The sequence below is a fragment of the Candidatus Photodesmus blepharonis genome (assembly GCF_000731795.2).
GTDB classification, from domain to species: Bacteria; Pseudomonadota; Gammaproteobacteria; order Enterobacterales; family Vibrionaceae; genus Vibrio; species Vibrio blepharonis.
In genome coordinates this window covers 42,838-68,544 of the sequence record NZ_JGVK01000006.1, presented here as the reverse complement: position 1 = coordinate 68,544, position 25,707 = coordinate 42,838, and the positions used below count along the sequence as shown (strand labels likewise).

Annotated in this window: 12 protein-coding genes and 2 pseudogenes; 11 read left to right on the top strand and 3 right to left on the bottom strand. The window is 36.0% G+C overall.

Annotated elements, in window-relative coordinates:
• Positions 1 to 48: 48 nt before the first annotated feature.
• From recC to dsbB, 5 genes are all read left to right on the top strand, one after another.
• The gene (gene recC / locus CF67_RS01055; RefSeq protein WP_034413237.1) at positions 49 to 3,522 is read left to right on the top strand and encodes an exodeoxyribonuclease V subunit gamma; all 3,474 of its coding nucleotides are present in this window, start codon (positions 49 to 51) and stop codon (positions 3,520 to 3,522) included.
• 146 nt (positions 3,523 to 3,668) lie between these two features.
• The gene (recB, locus tag CF67_RS01050; protein WP_034413235.1) at positions 3,669 to 7,247 is read left to right on the top strand and encodes an exodeoxyribonuclease V subunit beta; all 3,579 of its coding nucleotides are present in this window, start codon (positions 3,669 to 3,671) and stop codon (positions 7,245 to 7,247) included.
• A gap of 12 nt (positions 7,248 to 7,259) precedes the next feature.
• Entirely contained in the window at positions 7,260 to 9,362 is a 2,103-nt protein-coding gene (gene recD / locus CF67_RS01045) for an exodeoxyribonuclease V subunit alpha (protein WP_034413232.1), read from the top strand.
• 328 nt (positions 9,363 to 9,690) lie between these two features.
• On the top strand, positions 9,691 to 11,232 hold the full coding sequence (nhaB, locus tag CF67_RS01040) for a Na(+)/H(+) antiporter NhaB (RefSeq protein ID WP_034413424.1): 1,542 nt from the start codon (positions 9,691 to 9,693) through the stop codon (positions 11,230 to 11,232).
• 10 nt (positions 11,233 to 11,242) lie between these two features.
• Positions 11,243 to 11,761, top strand: a complete 519-nt coding sequence (gene dsbB, locus CF67_RS01035) for a disulfide bond formation protein DsbB (protein WP_034413422.1) — start codon at positions 11,243 to 11,245, stop codon at positions 11,759 to 11,761.
• Between the two features lie 19 nt (positions 11,762 to 11,780).
• On the opposite strand, the pseudogene CF67_RS01030 reads toward dsbB, so the two are convergent.
• Positions 11,781 to 14,012: pseudogene (locus tag CF67_RS01030) on the bottom strand (DNA translocase FtsK); the annotation flags it as partial.
• 138 nt (positions 14,013 to 14,150) lie between these two features.
• Positions 14,151 to 14,645 (bottom strand): leucine-responsive transcriptional regulator Lrp, encoded by a 495-nt coding sequence (lrp, locus tag CF67_RS01025; RefSeq protein WP_034413230.1) that lies wholly within the window; start codon positions 14,643 to 14,645, stop codon positions 14,151 to 14,153.
• 410 nt (positions 14,646 to 15,055) lie between these two features.
• Between lrp and panE the strand changes: the two genes are divergently transcribed.
• On the top strand, positions 15,056 to 15,934 hold the full coding sequence (panE, locus tag CF67_RS01020; RefSeq protein WP_034413227.1) for a 2-dehydropantoate 2-reductase: 879 nt from the start codon (positions 15,056 to 15,058) through the stop codon (positions 15,932 to 15,934).
• A 67-nt stretch (positions 15,935 to 16,001) separates the two neighbouring features.
• On the opposite strand, the gene nadC is transcribed toward panE, so the two are convergent.
• Positions 16,002 to 16,907, bottom strand: a complete 906-nt coding sequence (gene nadC, locus CF67_RS01015) for a carboxylating nicotinate-nucleotide diphosphorylase (protein WP_034413412.1) — start codon at positions 16,905 to 16,907, stop codon at positions 16,002 to 16,004.
• Between the two features lie 172 nt (positions 16,908 to 17,079).
• On the opposite strand from nadC, the gene xerD reads away from it, so the two are divergent.
• The 5 genes and pseudogenes from xerD (at position 17,080) to lpdA (ending at position 25,609) form a co-directional block, all read left to right on the top strand.
• Positions 17,080 to 17,988: a site-specific tyrosine recombinase XerD gene (gene xerD / locus CF67_RS01010; protein WP_034413225.1), complete on the top strand. Its 909-nt coding sequence runs from the start codon at positions 17,080 to 17,082 to the stop codon at positions 17,986 to 17,988.
• A gap of 111 nt (positions 17,989 to 18,099) precedes the next feature.
• Positions 18,100 to 19,839: a single-stranded-DNA-specific exonuclease RecJ gene (recJ, locus tag CF67_RS01005; protein ID WP_034413222.1), complete on the top strand. Its 1,740-nt coding sequence runs from the start codon at positions 18,100 to 18,102 to the stop codon at positions 19,837 to 19,839.
• Positions 19,840 to 20,159: 320 nt separating this feature from the next.
• Positions 20,160 to 22,838: a pyruvate dehydrogenase (acetyl-transferring), homodimeric type gene (gene aceE / locus CF67_RS01000; RefSeq protein WP_034413220.1), complete on the top strand. Its 2,679-nt coding sequence runs from the start codon at positions 20,160 to 20,162 to the stop codon at positions 22,836 to 22,838.
• Positions 22,839 to 22,854: 16 nt separating this feature from the next.
• Positions 22,855 to 24,084: pseudogene (locus CF67_RS00995) on the top strand (2-oxo acid dehydrogenase subunit E2); the annotation flags it as partial.
• A gap of 100 nt (positions 24,085 to 24,184) precedes the next feature.
• The gene (lpdA, locus tag CF67_RS00990) at positions 24,185 to 25,609 is read left to right on the top strand and encodes a dihydrolipoyl dehydrogenase (RefSeq protein WP_034413218.1); all 1,425 of its coding nucleotides are present in this window, start codon (positions 24,185 to 24,187) and stop codon (positions 25,607 to 25,609) included.
• The last annotated feature ends 98 nt before the right edge of the window (positions 25,610 to 25,707 follow it).

Genomic DNA, 25,707 nt, shown 5'->3' with positions numbered 1-25,707 from the left:
TGTTAAGTGTTTATCTTACAATGTTAAAGAAATTAGCATAGGTATATTTTGTTCATTGTTTACCATTCCAATAGCGTTGAAAGTTTAAAGATACTATTAGTAAATTTAATAAAAAATGCACCTCTTAGTAATCCATTCGATAAAGAACATATACTGGTACAAAGTTTAGGTATTTCGCAATGGTTGAAAATAGAGTTAGCCAAAGAATTAGGTGTTGCTGCAAATATTCATTTTTCACTTCCATCAGCTTATATTTGGGAAATGTTTACTCAATTTTTGCCTTATGTACCTAAATACAGTGCCTTCAGTAGAGAGGCTATAACTTGGAAATTGATGAGTATTTTGCCATCTGTATTAGGCAATTCAGAGTTTGATGCTGTGAGACGTTATTTAAAAGAAGATGACAATGCTTGTAAGGTGTATCAACTTTCAGAAAAAATTGCAGATATTTTCGATAGATATATGATTTACCGTCCTGAGTGGATAATAAGCTGGGAACAAAATATTCCAGTACTTGAACTCGATGGTGAACACTTTTGGCAATCTATTTTATGGAGAAAATTGTGTCAACATACTCTAAATCAAGGTCAGCTGCATTATCATCGTGCTAACTTATACAGTAGTTTTATTAAAAAGATTATGAATGATCCAATTGATATTAGTAGTCTTCCTAATCGCTTATTCGTTTTTAGCATCGCATCTTTTCCACCATATTATTTAGATACACTTAAGGCATTAGGAAAACATATTGACGTACACTTAATGTTTAATAATCCCTGTCGGTATTATTGGGGTGATATTCGCGATAGGAAATATCTGACTAAAAAAAGCTACGAGCACTGTGATAATCAAGGAGTGCATTTTCATAGAGAAAGTTCCCGGTTTAAAAAAACTTCTAAAAACATTTGGACTCACTCAGATGGCCTACATATGCAACATGCCGTGGGCAATAGTCTTCTTGCTTCAATGGGCAAGCTTGGGAGAGACAGTCTCTACTTTCTATCACAAGTAGAAACCGAAGGATATGATTTTTTTATTGATATTGAGCGTGATACTCTATTGCATCATATTCAAGCTGACATTCTCAATTTAGAAGAGCACCAAAATGATCAACAGTTGGATTCAAGCCACCACAAGAAAGTTATAAAATTGGGTGATTTTTCTCTATCTGTTCATGTTTGTCATACTCCTATGCGCGAAATAGAAGTATTACACGATAGACTACTAACAATATTCGATTCTGAATCTACTATAAAGCCGCGTGATATTGTTGTCATGGTAGCGGATATAAATTCTTATGCTCCTCTAATTCAGGCAGTATTTGCTAGTGCGTCAAGTAAACATTATATCCCGTATTCTATTTCCGATCATAATGCTAAGAAGGAAAATCCAATTCTATCGGTTTTTATGCAATTGATTACATTACCTAATATGCGTTGTTTAGCCTCTGAATTGTTAGCATTACTCGAAATTCCAGTTATTATGAAGAAATTTCAAATTGATGAAGATGAGTTTCTGATTATTCAAAAATGGGTCAGAGAAACGGGCATTCGTTGGGGACTAGATTCAGAAATGGCACGGGAATTTGATCTACCTGTCAGCGAGGAAAATACATGGAAATTTGGTATTGCAAGGATGCTATTGGGATATGCTATGTCTGAAAGTAGCGGATTGTTTAATTTAGCAGGGACTCTAGTTTCTCCATACGATGAAGTGCAATGTACGGAAGTAAAACTAGTAGGTAAGTTATCGTATTTTATTGAAAAAATTAATCTTTATCGTCGATTACTTAGTCAAACTCAATCTATTGATAGTTGGTGTAGAGTTATATCTAATTTATTGAACGATTTCTTTTCTGTTGGTCTTGAAGAAGAAATAGCATTGCAATTGATTCGTGATTCTATTGGTCAGCTTAAAGAACAAATTAATCATGCTGCTTACCAGCAAGATATAACTCCAATCATTATTATTCAGTATTTAGAGAAGAAATTTTCGAGTGAACATATTAGTCAGCATTTTTTAACTGGGCAGGTTAATTTTTGTACTATGATACCGATGTGTTCAATTCCATTTAAAGTAGTATGTTTACTTGGGATGAACGATGGAGTTTACCCACGTTCAGTTCCACCAGAGAGTTTTGATTTGATGATAGGACGAACTAAGCATGGTGATCGCTCACGAAGAGATGAAGACTGTTATTTATTTTTAGAAGCAATTCGATCGGCACAACAAGTGTTTTACGTTAGTTATGTCGGGCGCTCTATTCAAGATAATACTGAGTGTTTCCCTTCGGTATTAGTATCTGAATTAATGGACTATTGTTGTCAAAATTATTGCTTAAAAGGTACTGAGGCACTCTCAAGTGATGATTCTGCTGTAAAATTGTTACAATCATTAGTCTTTCAGTATGGAATAGCAGCATTCAGCCCTTCTTCGTTTACCGGTAGAACTGGTAGCTACGTTAAAGAATGGATACCGGCTGTACGTGTTCAAGTGCAAAAAGGGGAGAGAGTTGAGGATAATCAAAAGAGGTCGTTTAGTGAACCTTTGTTTGGAGTAACTTATCTATTAGAGCTTAATTTGCTAGAGTTACAAAAGTTTTGGTTTTTACCAGTTCAGTATTTTTTCAATCGTCGTTTAAATATAAAACTTGATCCAGTATTATCAATAGTAGAAGACGATGAGCCATTTTCACTCTCTGCTTTAGAAAGTTACCGAATGCGTACTGAGTTGCTAGATACATTGTTTAAAAAATGGTCAGAAACGCATTCTAGATTTTTTGATGAAGATAGAGTAGTGCTTGAATTTATGAAAAGACAGCGTGCACAAGGTAGACTTCCTCCTGGGGTTTATGGTGATATTGAATTTGAAATTAATCGTATGCAAGTACAAGTTTTACTAAACACTGTAATGTGCTTATGCGATTTCAAACAAGAGGATATTAATGTCAATATAATTCTAGATATTTCACGTAATGGTAAAAGTGTTCACTTAACTGGACGTATAAAGCAAAATTACCAGTTTTGTTTGGTGCGTTATCGTACCGGTAAAATTCGATCTCAGGATTATCTTTCTGCTTGGATTGATCATTTGGTCATGAGTACGATAGGTTATAGTAAATCGACTCATATAGTTGGTTATGATCGAAAGAACGGTTTGGAGCATTTTATCTATCCTCGTATTGATGATTTGACTCAGGCTAAAAGTTTGCTTGAAGAATTGATATGTTTATTTTATCAAGGAATTAGTCAGCCTTTAGCCTATTTTCCAAGGACAGCATTAATGGGTATAGAAGCAGGTTTTCACCGTGGTTGTTGGGTTAATGATGAAAGGAAATCGTTGAAAAAAATGGCTGATACGTTTAATGATAGTTATGCTTCTATTGGTGAGGGTAGTAATGTGTATATCGCGCGCGTTTGGCCGAAATGGAATAGCGAATTGGCAGTTCAAGCGAGGTCATTGTCAAATTTAGTAATAAAAACGCCTAGGTTAATGAAAAAGAATATTGATGATATTAAGTGATATTATTTTGGGAACATAGAACTAAAATGTTAGTAAATTCCTTTTTGTTTAAAATTTTGTCTTAATTAAATATTTTAACTACGTAAGAGATACGTTTAAGAATAAACAATAATCGGATTGAATAGTATCTTTACGATCTTTTTTCGATGAGAACTTCAGAATCGGCTCCATTAGAAGTTATGACGTTTCCTTTGCACGGAGCAAGGATTATAGAAGCGTCTGCAGGCACAGGTAAAACATTTGCTATTGTTGGGCTATACTTACGCTTGCTTCTTGGTCATGGTAATTTTCGAACTCGGCATCAAGAAGTGTTAAGGGTTGATCAAATTTTAGTTGTAACCTTTACTGAAGCTGCTATAGCTGAATTGAAAAATCGTATTCGTTTAAAAATTCGTGATGTTCGAGTAGCTTTTTTACGTAATCAAACTAGCGATCCTTTTATTAAAAGAATTTTAGAAGATTTAAGCGATCACAAACAAGTCATAGCTATTTTGCTCAATGCAGAGCGGCAGATAGATGAAGCTGCGATTTATACTATCCATGGTTTTTGCCAGCGTATGCTTTTTCAGAATGCATTTGAGTCTGGTAGTCCTTTTAATAGTGAATTTGTTCCCAATGAAAGTCACTTGAAACTGCAAGTTGTGACCGACTATTGGCGTAGAAATTTTTATCCCTTATCGCTAAGTTTAGCGTCCGAAGTAAGGAAATTATGGGCCAGCCCTCTAGATTTGCTGTATGAAATTGATAGTTATTTGAGTGATCCTCAATCTGCCTGGTCCATTAAAATGATAAATGAAAATTTAATTGATCTTCATCAGAAGAACTTAAAACGAATCGATGAACTAAAAACTCTTTGGATGAAATATAAAGATCATTTGTTAGATCTGATTTTGAATTCGGATGTTAATAAACATAGCTACACTGAGAAATCTTTAAAACTGTGGTTTAATACTATATCAGCATGGTCCGCTATGGAAAATACAGGATATAATTTTCCTGATAAGCTAGAAAAATTTGCACAGAATGTTTTGATTAAGAAAACTGCGATAGGTAGTAATGCGCCAACCCATTTTGTATTTGATATCATCGCAAGTTTTTTTACGGACCCAATAAGTTTGAAAATTCCGTTGATAACGCATGCAGTAGCACATTGCCGAGCATCATTGATTAGAGTAAAAAAACAAAAACAGTGTTTATCATTCAATGATTTGCTGGTTCAGCTTTCAGAATCGATTGATATGGATGATCAATCTTTATTAGCAGAACGTATTCGAACTTTATATCCAGTAGTAATGATTGATGAGTTTCAAGATATTGATCCTCTTCAATATAGTATTTTTAGCCGTATTTATTTGGACTATTCTGAGTGTGGTTTGTTTATGATCGGTGATCCGAAGCAAGCAATTTATGGTTTCCGCGGAGCAGATATTTTTACTTATATCAAGGCACGAAATGAGGCTATAGCGCGTTACACTTTAAACACAAATTGGCGTTCAAGTGCTGATATGGTGAGAGCAGTAAATCAGATATTTTCTAAACCAACAAGTCCATTTATATACGATGATGATATTCCGTTTTTAGAAGTTGATTATAGTTCAAATGCAAATCAACGTTACTGGTTGTTAAACGGAGATAAACAACCTTCAATTACCTATTGGTTGCATTCAGAAAACCAAAGACTGCTATCTAAAAGTGAATATCTTAATGTGATGTCCAAAGCCACAGCAAGTCAAATTCAGACAATTTTAACTGTTGCCAAAAAAGATAATTCTTACTTTGTCTCTGGTGATAAAAAAATGCAAATTCAGGCTGCTGATATTGCTGTTTTAGTACGTACTATCAGTGAAGGTCACTTAGTGAAAAGAACATTAGCTAAGCAAGGGATCGCTAGTGTTTTTTCAAATGCAGTCAGTGTTTTTTCTAGCATGGTTGCACTAGATGTAAAGCGTTTAATAGAAGCTGTGTTATTGCCAGAAGATAATATGGTTTTGAAATCTAGTCTTGCTTCAGACTTGTTTGCTTTAAATATTGCTGATTTAGACGCGTTTAATAAAGATGAAATTCTGTGGGATAAAATAGTTAATGAGTTTAGGAATTATCGTACAATTTTAATGCAACGTGGAGTTTTTTCAATGATTCGCTCAGTAATGAGTAAGCGTTGCATAGCCGAGTGTTTACTAAAAAAAGACGATGGTGAACGTATGCTTACAGATTTAATGCATATTGGGGAACTTTTACAGCAAGCAAGTCATAATTTGGATAGTAATCATAGTTTGTTGCGTTGGTTAACGAAGAAGATTAGTTGTGCACAAAATGGTTTAGATTGTGCTGAAGAGCATACTCAACGTCTTGAGTCAGAAAGAAACTTAGTAAGAATTGTTACTATTCATAAATCAAAAGGTCTTGAATATAATTTGGTATTTTTGCCCTTTGTATTTAGCTATCGTAAAGTGAATAAGAATACGTATTACCATGAAAAAAGTGAGCGAAGAATTTTTTCATGTACTCATAATGTACTTAAACAAGCTGAAAAAGAACGCTTAGCAGAAGATTTGAGACTGATTTATGTGGCGTTAACACGTGCTGTATACGGTTGCTTTATTGGTGCTGCTCCGATTAGAAATGGATATTCAGCCAAAGAGCCAACTGGAGTTCACAATAGCGCTATAGGATATCTACTTCAAAATGGTAAGGAAGGTAATATTGAGGATTTGTTGAACTCAATTCAGTTTCATGTAAATCGTAATCTAGCAGTTGTGATTTCGGATGTGCCTACGGTTAGTGATGAAATTTTTATTGATGTTAGCAAGCCTATTGAGTTATTTAGAGCAAAAGAATTAAAGAAACATATTGACAGATTATGGGGCATCACGAGTTATTCTGGATTGATAAAGCAAAGTTTGTATCATAGTAGGCATGATTCAATACTGCGGTTGACTGATTTTTCTTTGGATGAGCGATCAGACAAAATAAATGCTACGCAATCTGAGCGTTCGATTTTTACTTTTCCGCGCGGTGTGTCATCAGGCGTTTTTTTGCATAGTCTATTTGAGGAGATAGAGTTTACGCTTCCAACAAATAGTAAAGAAAACATTTTTGCGATTAAGGAACTGATGAGAAGAAGCCAATTAGAAATAGAGTGGTTACCAGTACTTCAAAAGTTGCTTTATACGGTCTTAAACACACCATTGGATGGAGAAGAATTAATTTTGAATCAAAAGAGACCGCAAGAAAGATTGGCTGAAATGGAATTTCTTTTACCTATAGAAATTTTAACATCATCAGCATTAAATAGAGTCATTCAATACTATGATCCTATTTCTGCTAAAGCAGAAGATCTTGGTTTTGAAAGTGTTCAAGGTATGTTGAAAGGTTTTATTGATTTAGTATTTAAGCATTGTGGAAAGTATTATGTACTCGATTGGAAATCGAACTACTTAGGGGAAGATGTCTCTTACTACAATAAAGAAGCTCTTGAAGATGCAATGATCAACTATCGTTATGATTTTCAATACCAAATTTATGCATTAGCATTGCATCGTTTTCTGCGTAGCCGCATATCTGATTATAGTTATGAGAAACACTTTGGCGGGATTTATTACTTATTTTTGCGTGGAATGGATGGTCAATCTAATCACGGTATTTTTTCTACTAAGCCGGAATTGGGATTTTTAGAGGATATGGAAAAATTGATTAACGGTAAGCCTGTCACCTATGTTAGATAAAATAAGTTTATCATGAAGACTTTATTGATGGATACTTTACAGGAATTAGCTGAAGTAGGATCTATAAATCAACTGGATTATCAATTTGCTCGCTTCGTTTCTGATCAAATACAGCAGTATTCGGATGAAATTGGTTTTATTGCAGGTGTGGTTAGCCATGAACTTAGCAAAGGTCATGTTTGTTTGTCCTTACTTGATAATGGTCAGTTAGATTTAGCGAGTAAATTGGGTCTTTATGGTGATTTTTCCGTGCAATTGAATAAAAAATTGTCTTTAATTCATTGGCCAAAGGTTCTGCATGCCTGCAATCTTATTGGTAAACAAGGTACATCCTTGCCTTTGATTTTTGACGGTGTCAGGCTTTATTTACATCGTTATTGGCAATATGAAACTAATTTAGCAGTTAGTTTAACTAACCTTGCGATGCCTGTAAGATTACAATCCTCTGAGATCAAATTTTTTTCTAAACTGCTTAATCAATTGGTTAATCGAACTTACCATTCTTTGTTTAATGCACTAATTACAAGGATCAATGAAAATTCTTTACTTCAAAGCCGACAGCTAATGTATGAACATATAGGTGTTGTCAATTTTGATAAATTAGATTGGAAAGCAATAGATAAAGTTTTGTTGGATGCTAAGTGTGTAGAAGATTTGAAATTACTCGATATCTTAATTCCAGAATCAGCTTGCATTAATTTTCAGAAGATTGCAATAGCAATAGCATTAAGTCGTTATTTAACAGTGATCTCCGGCGGGCCAGGTACTGGTAAAACAACCATAATAACCCAGATCTTAATTGCATTGATTAAACAACTTAAACAGCAAGGTATTACTCCAATTATTAAATTAGTCGCTCCAACAGGGAAAGCGGTAAGACGCTTAACTGAATCCATTAGAAAGGCAGTAGCTCAGTTATCTGTGGAGGAAGAATTGAGAATACACGTTCCTACTACATCAAGCACGATACATTCTTTACTTGGTGTAATTCCTGATAGGACAAGGTTTCATCATAATCGAGATAATCCATTGAGTTTGGATGTTTTAGTAGTTGATGAAGCATCTATGGTTGATTTACCGATCATGTGTAAATTGATTGAATCATTGCCAAATCATACACGGTTAATTTTGCTTGGTGATAGAGATCAGTTAGCATCTGTGGAAGCTGGTGCAGTATTGGGAGATATTTGCTCATTCTATCAAGATGGATTTAGTCCTACACAGAGGGAATTAATTGTAGCACTTACAGGACATCAATCTCTGAAAGTCAGTTCTTCTATTCATAATATTTCTGACAGTTTATGCGTGCTGAATAAAAATTATAGGTTTAACTCAACTTCAGGTATTAATCAGTTGGCTAAAGCAATCAATTCAGGAAAGATGAGTCAGGTTGATTTAGTGTGGCAGAAAAATTTTACTGATATTGAGTATTATCCATTGGATAGCGAATATTATGAACAAATGTTAAAAACGATAGTCAAGGAATATGGGCGTTATTTAAAAAAAATTGAGGAAATTGAATTACATCCTGAGTTAGGACAAGTTGAGTGTCAGCAGGAACAAGCAAGGATGGCATTAGAGATATTTAGTCAATGTCGTTTGTTATGTGCAGTTCGTGAAGGAAATTTTGGTGTTAATGGTTTGAATCAAAGTATTGAGTCTGCTTTAGTTGCAAAGAAGCTTATTCAAATAGACGGGATTTGGTACCATGGTAGACCTGTGATGGTCACTAATAATGAATATAAATTGGGGATTTATAATGGTGATATTGGTATTTGCTTGAGGGATAATAGTGATATTAAGAATCGTTTAAAAGTATTTTTTCAATTGTCAGACGGTAGTATTGCATCACTCTTTCCCAGTTGTACGCCTAGGCATGAAACTGCCTACGCTATGACAATACATAAATCTCAGGGTAGTGAATTTGATCTGACTTTCATAGTTTTACCGTTGAAATTTAGTTCAATTCTGACTCGAGAGTTAATCTACACTGGGGTTACTCGTGCAAAAAAACATCTAGTTTTATATGCAGATGCAAATATTTTAAGACGTGGAATTAAAATTAAAACTCAACGTGCAAGCGGTTTGATTGATAGGTTGAAAGAGTTAAGCTAAGAAGTGAAAGGTTATTTTTGCTCGGGTTTCCGAATACTATCAGAACAGTATATGAAAAATCTTGGATATTATGCTTGGTATATCTGAAGGTTTTGTTTTTAGGATTTAATTGGGCATAATTGCTTATCATGGTGTTTTAGAGTGGAGTGTATCAAACTGATTAGGTTTTTTGCTATAATATAGGTTGACTAAAATTAGCTTAGGAGTAAAGTTACGAGCCAAAGCTAAAATGGTGGAGAGATGTTTACAAATGTTTTTTTGAGTTAGAAGTTTTATTGTTGTCTTTCTAGAGTATCTCCATTAATACCAATGATTAAGAGTATTAGCCATGCCAGTATCGCTTCTAAGTGCGTTTCTTAAGAATTTTCTTGGGAAGTCGCCTAATTGGTATAAGTTTCTTATAATTTTTTTTCTGATTATCAATCCTGTTGTTTTTTTCTTAGTTAGCCCGTTTGTCTCCGGTTGGTTTTTAGTTGTAGAATTTATTTTTACTCTTGCTATGGCTCTTAAATGTTATCCTCTTCAACCTGGAGGATTGCTTGCTATTCAAGCTGTATCTATTGGTATGACTAGTGCAGATCAAGTTAAGTATGAGCTCGTTTCAAACGTTGAAGTGTTGTTATTGCTCATTTTTATGGTTGCTGGCATTTATTTCATGAAGCAACTGTTGCTTTTTATTTTTACTAAGATCTTGCTTGGTGGTATCCGTTCCAAAACAGTGCTTTCAGTTGTATTTTGTCTTGCTGCTGCGTTTCTTTCGGCTTTTTTAGACGCCTTAACTGTGATAGCTGTGGTTATTAGTGTTGCGATAGGTTTCTACTCTATTTATCATAGGGTTGCTTCAGGAGGAGGAACAGCATCTTCTCACGATCACGCACGTGAACTGCATATTCCTGATCGTCATGATTTAGAGAACTATAGGGCTTTTTTACGTTCGCTTCTCATGCATGTAGGTGTCGGCAGTGCGTTGGGTGGAGTAATGACGATGGTAGGTGAACCTCAAAATCTCATTATTGCTGGTGAAGCTGGTTGGCAATTTGGAGAATTTTTTATTCGCATGGTTCCAGTTACTATACCGGTATTTTTTTGTGGCTTGTTAATTTGCGTATTAGTTGAAAAGTTCAAAATATTCGGTTATGGAGCAGAGTTACCTGAGAATGTCCGCCAGATTCTTATTGATTATGATAATGAAGAACGTGAAACTCGTACAAAACAAGATGTCATTAAATTATGGATGCAAGGTATTATTGCGATTTGGTTGATTGTTAGTTTAGCTATGCACCTAGCAGCTGTTGGTTTGATTGGTCTTTCGGTTATTATTTTAGCAACTGTATTTACTGGGGTTACGGAAGAGCGCTCCTTAGGTAAGGCTTTTGAAGAAGCGTTACCATTCACTGCTTTATTAGTAGTTTTTTTTTCCATCGTTGCAGTCATTATTGACCAAGATCTATTTAAACCAATTATAGATATGTTGCTTGATATTGAAAATAAGAGCATGCAGTTGGCTTTGTTTTATATTGTCGATGGCATATTATCAATGATTTCAGATAATGTATTTGTTGGAACTGTTTATATAAATGAAGTGAAGTCTGCTTTAATGAAAGGTGTTATTAGTCGAGAACAATTTGATTACTTTGTTGTTGCGATCAATACTGGTACAAATCTCCCTTCAGTCGCTACTCCAAATGGTCAAGCAGCTTTTCTTTTTTTGCTAACTTCAAGTTTAGCGCCAATAATTCGATTGTCTTATTATCGTATGATTGTCATGGCGTTGCCATATGCTGTGACTTTAGCACTTGTAGGTTTATTTTCTATCCTATTTTTTCTAGAGCCCATGACATCTTATTTTTATAGTGTTGGTTGGATATAAGATAGATAGGTTGAATTTTTTTTCTAGGATTAATTTTTTTTCTCAAAGGCGTTTTTGTTGGCTACTATTGTTGATTTTCGCTTTGTCTTGGGAAATTATCGCGTTGTTTTTTCAACATGTTATGATGCTTCGTCCATGCGTAATGTGCATTTATGAACGTGTAGTACTGTTTGGTATCATTGGTGCGGCTATGCTTGGATTCATCTCTCCTAGGAATGTAATGATCCGTTGGTTTGCCTTAGCGATTTGGACTGGAAACGTAATTTTTGGTTTTAAAGTGGCTATTCAACATCTTAATTATCAATTAGACAGTCCATTTTTTCGCACCTGTGACACTTCTGTCGATTTCCCTAGTTGGATTCCACTAAATCGTTGGCTTCCTTGGATTTTTGAAGCCTATGGAGACTGTAGTGAAGTCTTGAAATATCTCGGATTATCTACGCCGGAGTGGTCAGTGATTATATTTGTAGCCAACTTATTTCTGATAACTTTGACTGTAGTTGCACAGTTTTTTTCATCAGGAAACTAGAAGTATTTATTGCTTTTCAGAGTGAATTCTCGTCTGATCTCTCAGAATTAGTGATTTTGTCAATGTAATTTGGTTTACCTTTTCCTTTCCAGTTATTTACTACTGCATGCACATCATCATCGGGTGCGAAGGTACCATGTATTCTTATCGTATGACTTGAATCAGAAGGTAGATAAAGCATATCACCCATACCAAGGAGTGATTCTGCTCCTCCTTGATCTAGAATAATACGCGAATCGGTCCTAGTTGAAACTGTAAATGCGATACGAGTTGGAATGTTTGCTTTGATTACGCCCGTGATCACATCCACTGATGGACGTTGAGTGGCCAAGATAAGGTGAATACCTGCAGCGCGTGATTTCTGCGCTAGTCTTGTGATCATTTCCTCAATTTTTCTACCAACTACCAGCATTAAATCGGAAAGCTCATCGATTATAATAACAATATAAGGCAATTTTTTCAATGTGGATGTTGAGTTCATGTTAGCCTCTTTATACCAAGATGGTTTTGGGATGGGATTTCCAGATTTGTGAGCTATCTTTAACTTATTATTAAATCCTTTAATGTTTCGAACACCAAGAGCAGACATTAGTTTATAACGAGATTCCATTTCACCTATGCACCAATTTAATGCATTTGATGCATCTTCCATATTTGTTACAACTTTAGATAATAAATGAGGAATACCCTCATATATTGACAGTTCGAGCATTTTGGGGTCAATCATAATAAATTTGACGTCTTCAGGTGTTGCTTTGTAAAGCATACTAAGTATCATAGCGTTCACACCAACCGACTTACCCGAACCAGTAGTACCGGCAAGTAAAACATGTGGCATTTCAGATAGGTCAGCAACAATAGTATCTCCCGCAATACCTTGGCCGAGTACAATGCTTGTCGGTGATTCAGCTTTAATAAATTCTTGACTTCCTACGACATCAGAGAAATAAATTGTTTTGCGGTTTGTGTTTGGTAGCTCAAGTCCAATGTAAGGTTTTCCAGGGATCACTTCAACGATACGAACCGCTGTTGTTGAAAGCGAACGAGTTAAATCCATTGATAAACTTGAGATACGACTGGCCTTTATCCCAGGAGCGAGCTCAAGTTCAAAGCGAGTAATAACAGGACCAGGGAAAATAGCGACAACCTTTGATTTTATTTTATATTCTTCTAATTTCTTTTCAATAAGACGAGAGATATTTTCAAAATTTTCATGATGAGGAAGGTTTTTACATTTTTCGGGTTGATAGAGCAATTCTAAGGTTGGCATAGGCGTAGTTATGTCTTCATCTTCGATAAAATCAAAATTTTGGGTAGAAATTTCATTTTTTTGTATTGTTTTTTTAGTACACTCCGTTCGTTTTTCTGATTTATTCAGTTGTAATGGTGTATTAGAATGAAGCTTTTGTTTTGAATCCTTCGATTGATTCTGAGAATTTTTTTCATATTTATACAGTCCTATTCTTTCAATTGAACTTTCTGACATGCTAAAGTCGAAACTTCGAGCTAAAGCTGTTTGTCCCCTTGTTGGTTCGCTGGTGTTAATAGAGCCAAAATTTATATAAACGTAAGTTCTGCTACCCTGCTTTCTTTTCGTTTTCTGATCACAAGGGATATACTTAATTAAGTGTGTAAAGCCTTTAATAATTTGTTCCCCTAAGCATTCAACAACTGTTAACCAGGAAATGCCAGTTAGAAGCGTAAATCCTGCTCCCCATAGAAACAGAAAAACTAGTATAGTTCCTAATATGTTTAAAGTTGGTAAAGAAAGGTTAGTGAGCACGTCACCGATTACACCACCAGATGAAAAATACCAGATATCATCAAAGTTAATGTCTGCTAAACCGCAGCTGGTTAGAGTCAAAGTTATGAATCCAAGTATACGTGTGCCCCATAACATTAAGTCAAGTGGCAATGCGGCGTTGTTCCTATCGTTTCTTAGAAATCTCCATGCTGTAATTATAAGAAATATAGGAATGGTGTAGGCTAAAGAACCGAAAGTGAAAAATAGTGTGTCAGCCGCCCAGGCCCCTAACGTACCGTCAGCGTTCTTTATTTCTACCCAGCCAACTTGAGACCAAGATGGGTCTGCGGGGTTGAATGTGTAGAGTGCTATTGATAGTAAAACCGAAGATAGAACTGCTAATATGAGTAAACATTCTTTAAGACGTTGTATGCTATTTAAACGGCGAGGATAAGATTTTTGTTCCGTTTTAGCAGTTATCGCTTTTTCTCTGTTATTTTCGAGCATAAAATGACTCAAATCTAAGTGCAGCTGAACTTATCAGTTCAATTATCTTGTGTCGTCGAGATCATACCATGTTTTGATTTCTAAATGAAAGCATGTTTAATTGGAAAAAAAATCGTGACTTTGAAGTTTCCGACAAAATTAAGGATTTTTTATAACTAATTGATTAGTTTGCTTTACTTCTTCCATCACTACGTAGGTGCGTGTATCACTGACACCAGGCAAGCTTAGTAACGTATAACCTAGCAGCTTACGGTAAGCCTTTATATCAGATACGCGAATTTTTATAAGGTAGTCAAAATTGCCTGAAACTAGATGGCATTCTTGCACTTCAGCCAACCTTTGTATTGCAATGTTGAAGTGTTCAAATACGTCAGATGTATCACGATTTAGTGTAATTTCAATGAATACAAGCAGTGACGCATCAAGATGCTGTGGATTGAGAAGCGCTATATAACCTGTAATATATTTTTGTCTTTCCAAACGACGAACACGCTCTAGGCATGGAGTTGGAGATAACCCAACTCGTTTAGAAAGTTCTACATTAGAAATGCGACCATCTTTTTGAAGTTCACTGAGAATATTACGATCAATACGGTCTAGACTTTTAGACGGCTTTTTGTAGTTGTTTGCCATTTCTCTATTCTTTTTGCTATTTTTTTTGCAAAGAAATATGATACAGCCTTTCGATATTCAGTATCAAGTTTTTATTATTTAGGCTGTAAAAGACTTTTCAATATCATTGTATATTTTGTTTTTCATCAGACTTATTGTTTTTGTTTGCACTGATTCTATCAGTTAGTTGGATTTGATGATTTGTATTTTTCAGATAAGCGGACAGGTATGTTTGAAAAGAGGAGAGAATGTCTATAATTTTTTATTGAGATAAGTAGAATTTTTTACTGTGGGTAAGATTTGCAAGTAGTATTATTTTTGAGAAATATCTGTGATAATTTACTAGTTTCTTTTAAGACGATTCTATTTTTGTTTGATTTTAAATTTGTCCTCATTATGCTAGTAAAAAACTTTTTGATAAAGAGCGGAACGTGAATATTGTTGTGATTGGTCCTGGTGCAATTGGCGTTTTGTGGGCGTATAACTTAGCAAATTCAGGGCATAATGTTTCTGTTTGGGGTAGGAGTTCATTTTCAGTAATGAATTTGCAACTTGGCGAAGAGAAGCGACCGTTTACTAATCGCAATCAAGAAGCTTTGGTGGACGCAGATCTGATTTTGGTGACTGTCAAAGTTTGGCAAATACGAAATGCGATCTTACCTATAGAATCTTATTCTCATCGGGATTGTATCATTTTATTAATGCATAATGGAATGGGAGCTGTTGAAAGTATTTATTCTCAAATTTGTCATCATCCTGTCTTATTAGCGACGACTACACATGGAGCATATAAAGTAAATTCGATGCAAGCATTCCATACAGGTGTCGGAGTAACACAAATAGGTGGATATAACGATAAAGGTAAGGAGTGTAATTTTTTAGTTGGAGTACTGAATCAAGCGTTGCCTGAAGTGGTTTGGAATTCTTCAATCAAAGTGGCTTTGTGGAAAAAATTGGCAATTAACTGTGTAATTAATCCGCTTACTGCTATTGAGCAATGCAGGAATGGAAAACTGGCTAAAAGTCAATATCGAAGTAAGTTAGAGAGCTTATTGAATGAAGTTAAAGAGGTTATGTATGCGGAAGGTATTGAAGCAGATCTTGATGATTTAAAAAAGTCTGTGATTCAAGTGATCAGTGCAACTGCAGAAAATTTTTCTTCGATGCAGCAAGATATTTTTTATAAACGAAAAACGGAAATAGATTTCATTACGGGCTACCTCATTGACCGAGCTAAATTATATGGAATTCCAGTTCCTGAAAATAGTCGTCTCTATCAGCAAATTAAAGCTAAAGAAAATAACAAGTAAACAAAATTCAAATAATTATCTTCATTTTTGGGTAGAATAACTTGATATGGACAAGATCAAAGTGTTCTTACTTAAAGCGCATGGAGAAGTCCATTGCTTTTAAGTTTTTAGTTAATCTCCCGATTGAAATATAATCAACTCCAGTTTCTGCGTATTGGCGAACATTTTCTAGATTGATGTTGCCTGAGTTTTCTAATACTACACGACCTGCGTTGATCTTGACTGCCTCACGTACCATACCTATGTTGAAGTTGTCTAGCATAACGATATCGGCACCTGCCTCAATTGCTTGTTGTAGTTCGTTTAGGTTTTCAATTTCGATTTCGATAGGTTTATGCAAATTTAGTTTTTTAGCTGCTGCAATAGCATGGGCAATTCCACCACAGGCCGTGATGTGGTTTTCTTTAATGAGATAGGCGTCAAAAACGCCAATACGGTGGTTATAGCCTCCGCCGCATACCACTGCGTATTTTAATGCGCTACGAAGGCCAGGAATAGTTTTACGAGTATCTAATATGCGACAATTGGTACCGCTAATTCTTCTAACGTATTGAGAAGTGGTTGTTGCACAACCGGAGAGAGTCTGCATAAAGTTTATAGCATTGCGTTCACCTGTGAGCAGCAATCGTGCAGATCCTGACAAAGTGCACAATGTTTGATTAAGTTCTATTTTCTCACCATCTTGTACATGCCATTCAATAATAACTTTAGAAATATTTTTGTGCATCATCGCTAGTTGCGAAAAAATCTCATCAGCCCATGCCCTTCCGCAAAAGATACCATGTTCTCGAGTAACAATGGCGGCCACATTACAGGTATCTTCAGAAATGAGATTTGCAGTAATGTCAGAAGTGGGATGAAGATCTTCACCGAGATCTTCTCTTAAAGTATTAGCCACAGAACGAGTAATTTCTGCTGGCAGTCTTTGTTTTAAACAATTAAGGCGATCTTGGTTGTTGTGTATACTTTTCATCAATATAGTCATGGGAGAATCCAGCTAGTCTAAGTGCGATACGTGACGTTGTAGAAAAAGCTTACTAGTTTAGAACTTTATCAAAAGTGCAGACAATGCTGTAATACAACCTGATTCTCATTGCTTAGCAGAAGAATTTTCCATATCAAAAGAAATCAACGAAGGGGTGATTATGACAGAGATACTATCATCTGAGCAAGAAATAATTGAACAATTTCTTGATGATATGTGTATGGAACGTGGTTTATCTAAGAATACTCTACTTTCTTATCGTAACGACTTAATGAAGCTATTGCAGTGGATGGTTCTGCATAATTATTGTTTAGTTTCTATTAATCTATCTAATTTACAAAAATATCAGATGTGGTTGGTAGATCAAAATTACAAAAAGACGTCCTATTGTAGAATGTTGTCAGCAATTCGTCGTTTATTTCAGTATTTGAATCAGGTAGAAATTCGTTCAGATAATCCGAGTGCATTGCTTATTAGTCCTAAATTACCTAGAAAGTTACCGAAAGATTTAACAGAAGAGCAAGTCATTATACTGTTAGATGCTCCAAATCCCTCCAATCCTTTAGAATTGAGAGATAAAGCTATGCTAGAATTGTTGTACGCAACTGGATTGCGTGTAACTGAGCTTGTTAGTTTAGATATGGAAAATATTGGTTTACGTAAAGGTGTAGTACGTGTAATGGGGAAAGGTGGAAAAGAGCGCTTGGTTCCAATAGGTGAAAGCGCTATTAGTTGGATTGAAACTTTTCTGAAAGATGGTAGATCTAATTTATTGGGTGGGCTCAGTTCCGATGTGTTGTTTCCAAGTAGGCGTGCTAAAAAAATGACTCGACAAACTTTCTGGTATCGTGTGAAATATTATGCAATGAGCGTTGGAATTGATGTTAAGTTGCTTTCTCCGCATGTTTTAAGGCATGCGTTTGCTACACATCTGCTGAATTATGGCGCAGATCTTAGAGTCATTCAAATGTTGCTTGGTCATAGCGATTTATCTACTACTCAAATTTACACTTATGTTGCTACAGAACGTCTAAAAAAACTTCATAGTAAACATCATCCTAGAGCTTGATTGTTGATCAGGCAAGCTAATGATGCAGAACATTTTTTTTTGATATTTTGAGCTATTTAGATTTTAACTGTTTTTTTACTTGGGAAGCAAGCGAGTATAGTTTGTTCTACTATGAGAAAAATCCAACGTCGACCTGAACCTGATCTCTCTCTTTTACCGGATACCATTGCTCCAATACTCAAGCGTATTTACATTAATCGTGGAATACGATCGACTGATGAACTGGAAACTGGTGCAAAGGCACTACATTCATACAAAAAATTGGCTGGAATTGATGCAGCAGTACAACTGTTGTTCAATGCAATTCAAGAAGGTAAGCGAATTATCATCGTTGGTGATTTTGATGTCGATGGAGCAACGAGTTCAGCATTGTCGTTGTTAGCCATGCGGATGCTTGGAAGCAATAATGTGGATTATTTCGTACCTAATCGTTTTGAAGATGGCTATGGCCTTAGTTCTAAAGTAGTTACTCAGTTGATAAATCTTGGTGCTGAAATTATTATGACAGTTGATAATGGAATTTCATCTATTGATGGGGTTCGTTATGCAAAACAACTAGGCTTACAAGTTTTGGTGACTGACCACCATTTACCAGGGTCTAGATTGCCTGAGGCAGACGTGATCGTTAATCCGAATCTCAGTAGTTGTAATTTTCCTTCAAAAGCCTTATCCGGAGTTGGTGTAGCGTTTTATCTGATGATGGCACTTTGTGTTTATATGAGAAAAGCAAACTGGTTTAGGACGCAAGGTATGTTGGAACCTAAACTTATGGAACTTGTTGATTTAGTTGCTTTGGGAACTATAGCTGATGTTGTTCCGTTAGATAAAAATAACCGTATTTTGGTCTATCAAGGATTGCAAAGAATACGAGCTGGTAAAGCTAGAGTGGGTATTCAGGCACTGATTGAAATTTCACAATGTAGTGCGAAATGTTTAGTAGCATCTGATTTAGCTTTTTCATTAGGACCGAGAATTAATGCAGCAGGACGTTTAGATGATATGTCACTTGGTGTTGAATTATTGATAAGCAATAGTATTCATGTAGCGCGTCATATAGCTCGTAAACTTAACAAGTTAAATGACATTCGTAAGGAAATTGAAGAAGATATGCAGCAAGATGCTGAAGTTTTGTGTGATACACTTCGGTTTGCTCAAAACAAGCAATTGCCGTATGGTTTGGTATTATTTCAGCATAATTGGCACCAAGGTATCATTGGTATTCTTGCATCAAGAATTAAGGAGAAATTTCAGCGTCCTGTCATTGTTTTTGCTTCTTGCGGAAAAGGGATGATCAAGGCTTCTTGTCGTTCTATTGCCGGATTTCATATGTACGATGCACTTAGTAAGATGCATGCTGCAACACCAGACTTAATTAGTAAATTTGGTGGCCACTCTATGGCAGCAGGATTGATTATTCAGGAAAAAGATTTTAAAAGGTTTTCTAAGTTATTTGATCAAGTAGTATGTAAAGAACTTGATAGTAGAATACTAAAAGGTATTATTCTGAGCGATGGAGAACTAAAACCAGAAGAATTTTCCATGCGTACTGCTGAGTTATTACGAGCTAGTGGACCGTGGGGTCAGGGTTTTCCTGAACCGACTTTTGATGGTAAATTTAAATTGTTGAGTCAAAAGCTTGTAGGTAAGAGACACTTAAAAGTGATACTTGAGTTTTTATTTAAGGGCTGTTCTACTGGTGTTGTAGCTAATGGTATTGCCTTTAATGTGGATTTGTATTGTTGGCCTGATGTATTAGTTGACACCGTTCATTTAGCTTACAAACTTGATATCAATAAATTCCGTGGTAAGCAGTCGTTGCAATTGTTAATCGAGCATATTGGAGTAGCATAATCGATGTTGTAAATTGTTGAATAATTTTCATTTATGTATAACGATTTAGTGTTTGATTACAATATGCAAAGCGATTTTTTTACTAAAAAGGTGCTTGTCCAAAAAATAAATGCAGATAAGGATGAAAATTATATCTTATTTTTTTAGCTTCTAAATTCTTGTAAGGATATAGTTGATAAAGTAAACAAACACCGATATTGTTAAACTTGGTTTCTAAGAAATCTTAGAAAGTCTTTGTTTTATATCAAACGCAGCAAGGAAGTGAATCTGAGTTAAGATTCATTAAATTAATAATCCAATCAATAGAAGGATAGACCGCTATGTCCGGTATGCAGCATGACGTAGATATATTGGAAACTCAAGAATGGATTGCAGCGCTTGAGTCGGTTATTCGTGAGGAAGGTGTAGAACGTGCTCAGTATTTACTGGAAAAAATTTTAGGCATAGCACGCTTAAATGGTATAGATATGTCAACTGATCTAAATACGGATTACATTAACACCATTTCAGCTGCACATGAGCCTGTTTATCCAGGTGATATAGTCATTGAACGTCGTATTCGTTCTATTATTCGTTGGAATGCGATTATGATTGTGTTGCGTGCCTCTAAAAAAAAATTAGATTTAGGTGGTCATATAGCATCGTATCAATCTGCAGCAACGTTCTATGAAGTTTGCTTTAATCACTTTTTTCGTGCCACAAATGAGAAGGATGGTGGTGACTTAGTTTATTATCAAGGTCATATCGCTCCTGGTATTTATGCCCGTGCTTTTCTTGAAGGTCGTGTAACTGAAGAACAGCTAGATAACTTTCGTCAAGAAGTAGATGGTAAAGGTGTTCCTTCTTATCCTCACCCTAAACTCATGCCTGAATTTTGGCAATTTCCAACAGTATCTATGGGGCTGAGTTCTATCTCCGCTGTATATCAAGCACGCTTCTTGAAGTATTTAAATAATCGAGGCTTGAAAAATACTACTTCTCAAAGAGTATACGCATTTTTAGGAGATGGGGAGATGGATGAGCCAGAATCACGTGGTGCGCTTTCTTTTGCCGCTCGTGAGAAATTGGACAACCTATGCTTCTTAATTAATTGCAACTTACAGCGTTTAGATGGTCCTGTAGTTGGCAATGGAAGCATTATCCAAGAATTGGAAAGTTTATTTAGAGGTGCTGGTTGGAATGTCATTAAGGTCATTTGGAGTGGAGATTGGGATGTATTACTGACTAAAGATACCACGGGTAAACTCATCAAGTTAATGAATGAAACTATTGATGGTGATTATCAAACATTCAAATCAAAGGATGGTGCGTATATTCGTAAGCACTTTTTTGGCAAATATCCAGAAACAGCTAAACTGGTTGCTGATATGACTGATGATGAAATTTTTTCGCTTAAACGTGGTGGGCATGATTCACTTAAGTTGTTTGCTGCATTCAAGAACGCAAAAGAAACGAGTGGAAAACCAACGGTAATTTTAGCCAAAACAGTAAAAGGTTATGGTATGGGAGAGGTAGCTGAAGGTAAAAATATTGCTCATGGCGTTAAGAAAATGGATTTGGCGCATATCCAACATTTACGTAATAATCTAGGTTTACAAGATATTGTTGCCGATGATGAGCTTGGAGAGCTTCCTTACCTAAAGCTAGCAGAAGGTTCTATCGAGTATGAGTATATGCATGCTTGTCGCAAAGCTTTACATGGTTATACTCCTAGACGCTTACCTAAATTTACTCAGGAATTCAAAGTGCCTGGAGTTAATTTATTTAGCGTATTACTAGCTGAGCAGAAGCGAAGTATCTCTACGACTATGGCATTTGTTCGTATACTTAACATTTTGCTTAGGGATAAGAATATTGGTAGGAGTATTGTCCCTATCGTTGCTGATGAAGCTCGAACATTTGGTATGGAGGGTCTGTTTCGTCAGGTTGGAATATACAATCCTCATGGTCAAGAATATACTCCAGAGGACAGAGGTATAGTATCTTATTATAAGGAGACTACCTCTGGTCAAGTACTTCAGGAAGGTATTAATGAACTAGGTGCTATGGCTTCGTGGGTTGCAGCTGCGACTTCCTATAGCACGAGTGATTTGCCAATGATTCCATTTTACATATACTATTCCATATTTGGTTTTCAGCGTATTGGTGATATGGCGTGGATGGCAGGTGATCAACAAGCTCGTGGTTTTTTATTGGGTGCTACGGCAGGTCGTACAACACTTAATGGTGAAGGTCTGCAACATGAAGATGGTCATTCTCATATTCAAGCTAGTGTGATTCCGAACTGTATTTCTTATGACCCAACATTTGCTTATGAGTTGGCAGTTATTGTACAAGATGGCATTCGTCGTATGTACGGTTCAGGGCAGGAGAATGTGTTTTATTATTTAACATTGATGAATGAAAATTACTCGATGCCATCAATTCCAGAGGGTGCTGAAGAAGGAATTCGTAGAGGAATTTATAAGCTCGAGTCGTATATAAATACTATTTCTGATGGAGAAAGCAAGAAAGTTCAGTTATTGAGTTCAGGTGCCATTATGAATGAAGTACGGAAAGCTGCTCAAATTTTAAGCGAAGATTATGAGGTGTCATCTGATGTTTATTCTGTGACCTCTTATAATGAACTTGCTCGCGATGGTCAAGCTATAGAACGTAATAACATGCTTCATCCAGAGTCTGAACAAAAGATACCATATATTGCTCAAATTCTTGGTGAAGATCCTGCTATTGCAGCAACGGATTATATGAAAAATTATGCAGAACAAGTACGTGCCTTTGTTCCTGCTAAATCATATAAAGTACTCGGTACTGATGGTTTCGGTCGTTCTGACAGCCGTTCAAACTTGCGTCGTCATTTTGAAGTCGACGCTGGTTATGTAGTTGTGGCTGCGTTAACTGAATTAGTTAAATGTGGCGATCTTAATAAATCTGTAGTTGTTGAAGCAATTAGAAGATTTAATATCGATGTTGAAAAGACTAATCCGCAGTATGCATAAGGTAGATATTGTGATGGAAATCGAAATTAATGTGCCTGATATTGGCGCTGATGAGGTTGAGGTAATTGAAATCTTGGTTAATGTTGGTGATGAGGTTGAAAAGGAGCAGTCACTAGCTACTGTTGAAGGAGACAAAGCTTCCATGGAGTTGCCTGCCCCATTCCCAGGTATTGTAAAAGAAATCAATATAGCCGTAGGTGACAAAGTATCAGCTGGATCTTTGATAATGATCTTTATTTCAGAAGATGCCACGTTAGTTCCAGAAGGTAATGCAACAATAGAAAACAATCTTCAAAACAACAATGATGATTGCATTCATTCATCTCCGGTTGTTCGTCGTTTAGCTCGCGAATTTGGCGTAGACCTTTCTGATATTAAAGGTACTGGTCGCAAAGGTCGTATTTTAAAAGAAGATATTCAACTTTATGTTAAAAAAGCACTGAAACGTCCTGATTCTAGTGTTGAAAAAATAGAAAAAGGAGTTAATGGTAATGATAGTGCTTTTAATCTGTTACCTTGGCCGAAAGTTGATTTTGGAAAGTTTGGTGAAATAGAAACCAAACTTCTTTCTCGTGTTAAGAAAATTTCTGGGGCTAACTTACATCGTAATTGGGTGATGATTCCTCATGTTACGCAGTGGGATAGTGCGGATATTACTGAGTTGGAAATGTTTCGAAAGGAACAAAATATTGCTGCAAATAAAAAAAATACTGGCCTAAAAATCACCCTGCTCCCGTTTGTTATGAAGGCTGTTGCTAAGGCATTGGAATTATTTCCTAGATTCAATTCTTCGCTTTCAGATGATGGTGGAAGTTTAATTCTTAAGAAATACGTAAATATTGGTATTGCTGTTGATACACCAGATGGTTTAGTTGTTCCTGTGTTTCAAGATGTGAACAAAAAAGGTATTTACGAATTGTCCGAAGATTTGGTGGTTATTTCTCAAAAAGCGCGTGCGGGTCGGTTAACAGTTGCAAACATGCAGGGTGGATGTTTTACTATTTCTAGTCTTGGTGGTATTGGTGGTAGCGCATTTACCCCAATTATAAATGCGCCAGAGGTAGGGATTCTTGGCATCTCTAAATCTGAAATGCAACCAGTGTGGGATGGTAAAGAGTTTCAAGCACGTTTGAGGCTTCCGCTTTCTCTGTCATATGACCATCGTGTCATTGATGGTGTTGAAGGTGCACAATTCATTACTTTTTTAAACAGTGCATTATCAGATATTCGTTGTTTTGTTTTGTAAGTTCGAGGGTTAGCAAGCAAAGGATTTTTTTAATTTTTCCCTAAATATGGAGTTACTCTATTGATATTTGTTTGGAGATAGTGGTTGATAAGAGGTTAAAATGAATAAAAAAATTAAGGTGAAAGTAGTGGTGCTTGGTGCAGGCCCTTCTGGTTATTCTGCTGCATTTCGCTGTGCAGATTTGGGTTTAGAAACGGTTCTTATCGAGCGTTATGATTCGCTTGGTGGTGTTTGTTTAAATGTGGGTTGTATCCCATCAAAGACATTATTGCATGTATCTAAAGTTATTGGAGAAGCACAAGCACTTGCTGAATACGGTATTGTATTTGGTGAGCTGAAAATTAATTTTGAAAAAATTGGCTTGTGGAAAGAAAAAGTTGTTAACCGTTTAAATGGTGCTCTTAGTAACATGGCTGAGATGCGTAAAGTCAAGATAGTTAAGGGATTAGGTAAATTTACAGGCCCTAACTCAATGCGGGTGAATGATGAAAATAGTCAAGTAGTTGTTGATTTTGAATATGCTATCATCGCCGCTGGTTCTAGATCAATTAAATTGCCATTTATTCCGCACGAGGAAGCACGTATTTGGAATTCTACGGATGCTTTAGAGCTGCGAGAGGTTCCAAGTAAATTGCTTATTATGGGAGGTGGAATAATCGGTTTGGAAATGGCAACGGTTTACCACGCTCTCGGTTCTAAAATAGATATTGTAGAAATGTCAGATCAGCTAATTCCTGCAGCTGACGAGGATATTATCAAGGTTTATACCAAGCGTATCAGAAATAAATTCAAGCTAATGTTAGAAACGGAAGTAGTAGCTATGAAAGTAGAGAAAAATGGTGTATCTGTTTCAATGCAAGCTAAAAAGGAAGTTCCGGAAAAAACTGAATATTACGATGCTGTCTTAGTTGCTGTCGGTCGTGTGCCAAATGGTCAAAGTATTGGTGCTGAAAATGCAGGCGTTGAGGTTGATGAGCATGGATTTATCCGGGTTGATAAGCAAATGCGTACGAATGTTCCTCATATCCATGCTATTGGTGATATCGTTGGTCAACCAATGCTTGCCCATAAAGCTACACATGAAGGTCATATAGCTGCTGAAGTTATTTCAGGGAAGAAACACTATCTAGATCCTAAGGTGATTCCTTCGATTGCTTATACTGAACCAGAAATTGCGTGGGTTGGTAAAACTGAAAAAGAAGCAAAAGAAGAAGGCATTAATTATGAAGTTGCTGTATTTCCATGGTCGGCTTCAGGTCGCGCAATTGCATCTCATTGTACTGATGGTATCACTAAGCTTATTTTTGATAAAGAAAACCGTCGCGTTATAGGTGGAGCTATAGTTGGTACTAGTGGCGGTGAATTGTTAGGAGAAATTGGACTCGCTATCGAAATGGGTTGCGATGTTGAAGATATCGCATTGACTATTCATGCTCACCCAACTTTATATGAATCTGTAGGTTTAGCTGCGGAAATGTTTGCAGGTACAATCACAGACCTTCCAAATGCAAAGAAAAAAGGGTAGTTTTACATTTCTGCGATTAAAGCAGGGCATGAAAATTAGTTAAACAAATACTAATGTTGATTATAACATCTATAAGTCTATCTGTTTATATTACTGAC

What these genes read in the sequence shown, in the direction of transcription:
- recB (WP_034413235.1), top strand. Translation starts at nt 3,669, where the DNA reads ATGAGAACTTCAGAATCGGCTCCATTAGAAGTTATGACGTTTCCTTTG.
- recD (WP_034413232.1), top strand. Translation starts at nt 7,260, where the DNA reads ATGAAGACTTTATTGATGGATACTTTACAGGAATTAGCTGAAGTAGGA.
- nhaB (WP_034413424.1), top strand. Translation starts at nt 9,691, where the DNA reads ATGCCAGTATCGCTTCTAAGTGCGTTTCTTAAGAATTTTCTTGGGAAG.
- lrp (WP_034413230.1), bottom strand. Translation starts at nt 14,645, where the DNA reads ATGGCAAACAACTACAAAAAGCCGTCTAAAAGTCTAGACCGTATTGAT.
- nadC (WP_034413412.1), bottom strand. Translation starts at nt 16,907, where the DNA reads ATGAAAAGTATACACAACAACCAAGATCGCCTTAATTGTTTAAAACAA.
- xerD (WP_034413225.1), top strand. Translation starts at nt 17,080, where the DNA reads ATGACAGAGATACTATCATCTGAGCAAGAAATAATTGAACAATTTCTT.
- recJ (WP_034413222.1), top strand. Translation starts at nt 18,100, where the DNA reads ATGAGAAAAATCCAACGTCGACCTGAACCTGATCTCTCTCTTTTACCG.
- aceE (WP_034413220.1), top strand. Translation starts at nt 20,160, where the DNA reads ATGTCCGGTATGCAGCATGACGTAGATATATTGGAAACTCAAGAATGG.
- lpdA (WP_034413218.1), top strand. Translation starts at nt 24,185, where the DNA reads ATGAATAAAAAAATTAAGGTGAAAGTAGTGGTGCTTGGTGCAGGCCCT.